Consider the following 3146-nt stretch of genomic DNA (forward strand, 5'->3'; position numbering starts at 1 on the left):
CACGCCATCATGGGCCCCAACGGCTCCGGCAAATCTACCCTGGCCAACGTGCTTGCCGGTCGTGACAACTACGCCATCACTGGCGGCGAAGCCCTGTTTGAGGGCAAGAGCCTGGCAGAGCTGGAGCCCGAAGAGCGCGCCCAGGCGGGCCTGTTCCTGGCCTTCCAGTATCCGGTGGAAATCCCCGGCGTCTCCAACATGGAATTTCTCAAGGCCGCGCTGGAATCGGTTCGCAAGGCTCAAGGCAAGGAAGAGTGGGATTCGGTTACCCTGCTCCGCCAGGCCCGTGCCGCCTGCAAACAGGTCAACCTGGACGCCAGCTTCCTCAAGCGCGGGGTCAACGAAGGCTTTTCCGGCGGCGAAAAAAAGCGCAACGAAATCATGCAGATGCTGCTGATGGAGCCGAAACTGGCGCTGCTCGACGAAACCGATTCCGGGCTCGACATCGATGCCCTGCAAACCGTGGCCAAGGGCGTCAATTCCCTGCGCAGCCCGGAGCGCGGCATCGTGCTGGTGACCCACTATCAGCGCCTGCTGGACTACATCGTGCCGGACTTTGTGCACGTACTGTCCAACGGCCAGATCATCAAATCCGGTGGCAAGGAACTGGCCCTGGAGCTGGAGAAGAAAGGCTACGGCTGGCTCACAGGAGAAGAGGAGTCCGCATGACACTCTCTGCAAGCGACCTCGCCATTGACCTGAAAAGCCAGGCCCTGGCCAACGCCCGCCGCCACGGCAGTGACGGCGATGCGCTGACCGACCTGGAGGCTGCCAGCTTCCCGGAACGCAAGACCGAACGCTGGAAGTACACCTCGTTGCAGGCCCTGGCCGACGGCCACCTGAACGCGGTTGCCGATGGCGAGATCAGCCAGCCCCTGCCGGCCCTGAGCGAGTTCGTGGTCACCATCAACAATGGCCAACTGCAGGGCAGTTCCCTGCCCGCCGGCGTCAATCTGCATCACGACGCGCCCGCGGTAAACGGTCTACAGACCCCCTTTGCCGCCTATAACGGCGCGGTGTGCGGGCAACCGGTGGTGCTGGAAGTGGCCGCCAATACCCGCATCGAACAACCGATTCACCTGCAAATCCAGAGCGCCAGCGAAGCGCCGGCCCACTGCAACCCGCGTGTCATCGTCAAGCTCAATGCCGGCGCCGAAGCCACCGTCATCGAGCACTATCACGCCGAAGGCCAGGCGCTGACCAATGCGGTCACCGCCCTGATCACCGCCGACAACGCCACCCTGACCCATTACCGGTTGCAGGGCGAGCAGGCCAATACCTTGCACATCGGCACCCTGATCATCGATCAGCAGGGCGTCAGCAAGGTAGACAGCTACCAACTGATGACCGGCAACCGCCTGCGCCGCAACGACGTGCGCGCCCTGGTGAACAAGAGCGGTGCCGAGCTGAACATGAAAGGCATCTTCGTGGTGCGCGACAAGAGCCACGTGGACAACCAGCTGTGCGTGGAGCACGCGGTGCCCAACTGTCAGTCCGATCAGAACTTCAGGGGTCTGGCCGGTGAAAGCGGCAAGGCGGTCTTCAATGGCCGCATCCACATTCACCCCTTCGCCAGCGGCACCAATGCGGAGCTGTCCAACAAGAACCTGCTGCTCAACCCCGGCGCCGAGATCAACACCAAGCCAGAGCTGGAAATCTACAACGACGATGTGAAGTGTGCCCACGGCACCACCGTCGGCCAGCTGGATGCCGGTCAGCAGTTCTACCTGCAATCGCGCGGCATTCCCGCTGCCGAAGCCAAGCGCATGCTGAGCCTGGGCTTCGTTAACGAATTGCTGATGGCCCTGCCCGACGCGGCAGTGACCGAGTGGGCCCAGCCCTGGCTGGAAGCGGAACTGACCCATGCCAGCCCGGCAGGAGACGCCGCGTAATGACGTTTGATGTGGCAGCCCTTCGCGCACAGTTCCCGATCCTGGATCAACAGGTCAACGGCAAGCCGCTGGTGTATCTGGATAACGGTGCCACCACCCAGAAACCGGAAGCGGTGCTGAACGTGCTGGAGCACTACTACCGCACGGTGAACTCCAATGTGCACCGCGGCGCCCATCATCTCAGCGACCTGGCTACCGGCCAGTTCGAGGGCGCCCGCGAGACCGTGGCCCGCTTCCTGAACGCCAGCCGCGAAGAAATCCTGTGGACCAAGGGCACCACCGAGTCCATCAACATCGTCGCCCAGTGCATCGGCCGTGAGCGCCTGCAGCCCGGCGACGAGGTGCTGATCAGTACCAGCGAGCACCACGCCAATATCGTGCCCTGGCAGCAGGCCTGCCTGGCCACCGGCGCGACGCTGAAGGTGATCCCGCTGCGCGAGGATTGCAGCCTGGATCAGGACGCCTTCGACCAGCTGCTCACCGAGCGCACCAAAATCTTCGCCATCGGCCATGCCAGCAATGCCCTGGGCACCCTGAACCCGGTGCAGGAAATGGTCGCCAAGGCCCGTGAGGCAGGCGCCATTACTGTAGTCGACGGCGCCCAGGCGGTGGCCCACTTCCCGGTGGATGTGCAGGCCCTGGACGTGGATTTCTACGCCTTCTCCGCCCACAAGTTGTTTGGCCCCACCGGCATCGGCGTGCTTTACGGCCGTCGCGAGCTGCTGGAGGCCATGCCGCCCTACCAGACCGGCGGCGAGATGATCGAAACGGTGAGCTTCGAAAAGAGCACTTGGAACCAGCTGCCCTACAAATTCGAAGCCGGCACCCCCAATATTGCCGGGGCTATCGGCCTGGCCGCTGCTATCGACTGGTTCAATCAGCAGGACCGCGAAGCACTACAGGCCCATGAAGATTCTCTCTTGGTCCATGCCACCAAACAGGCAGAGGCTTTCGATGGCTTGAAAATCATCGGCACCGCCGCCAATAAGGTCAGTGTGCTGTCCTTCCTGCTGGAAGGCGCTCACCCGGCGGATGTGGGCATGCTGCTGGATAAACAGGGCGTGGCGGTTCGCACCGGCCATCACTGCACCATGCCGCTGATGGACACTCTGGGCATTCCGGGCACAGTCAGGGCCTCGTTCTCCATTTATAATACCCTTGATGAGGTGGATCGCCTGTTCGAGGCGCTGGAGAAGGTGAAGACCTTTCTCTGAGCCCGGCACACACCTCAGTAGGAGCGTCGCTTGAGACGCG

General features: G+C 62.7%; 3 protein-coding genes. All 3 read left to right on the plus strand.

Going from position 1 to position 3146, the window contains the following annotated elements; translation table 11 throughout:
- On the plus strand, positions 1-669 hold a 669-nt coding region (gene sufC, locus B3Q33_RS14480), incomplete at its 5' end, for a Fe-S cluster assembly ATPase SufC (RefSeq protein ID WP_286828374.1).
- The gene (gene sufD, locus B3Q33_RS14485) at positions 666-1892 is read left to right on the plus strand and encodes a Fe-S cluster assembly protein SufD (RefSeq protein WP_272962710.1); all 1227 of its coding nucleotides are present in this window, start codon (positions 666-668) and stop codon (positions 1890-1892) included. The genes sufC and sufD, both read left to right, overlap by 4 nt.
- Entirely contained in the window at positions 1892-3106 is a 1215-nt protein-coding gene (locus B3Q33_RS14490; protein ID WP_272962711.1) for an aminotransferase class V-fold PLP-dependent enzyme, read from the plus strand. The genes sufD and B3Q33_RS14490 overlap by 1 nt, the downstream gene beginning before the upstream one ends.
- Positions 3107-3146 lie beyond the last annotated feature (40 nt).

This window comes from Alcanivorax sp. UBA3183, from assembly GCF_002364155.1.
Classification (GTDB): Bacteria; Pseudomonadota; Gammaproteobacteria; order Pseudomonadales; family Alcanivoracaceae; genus Alcanivorax; species Alcanivorax jadensis.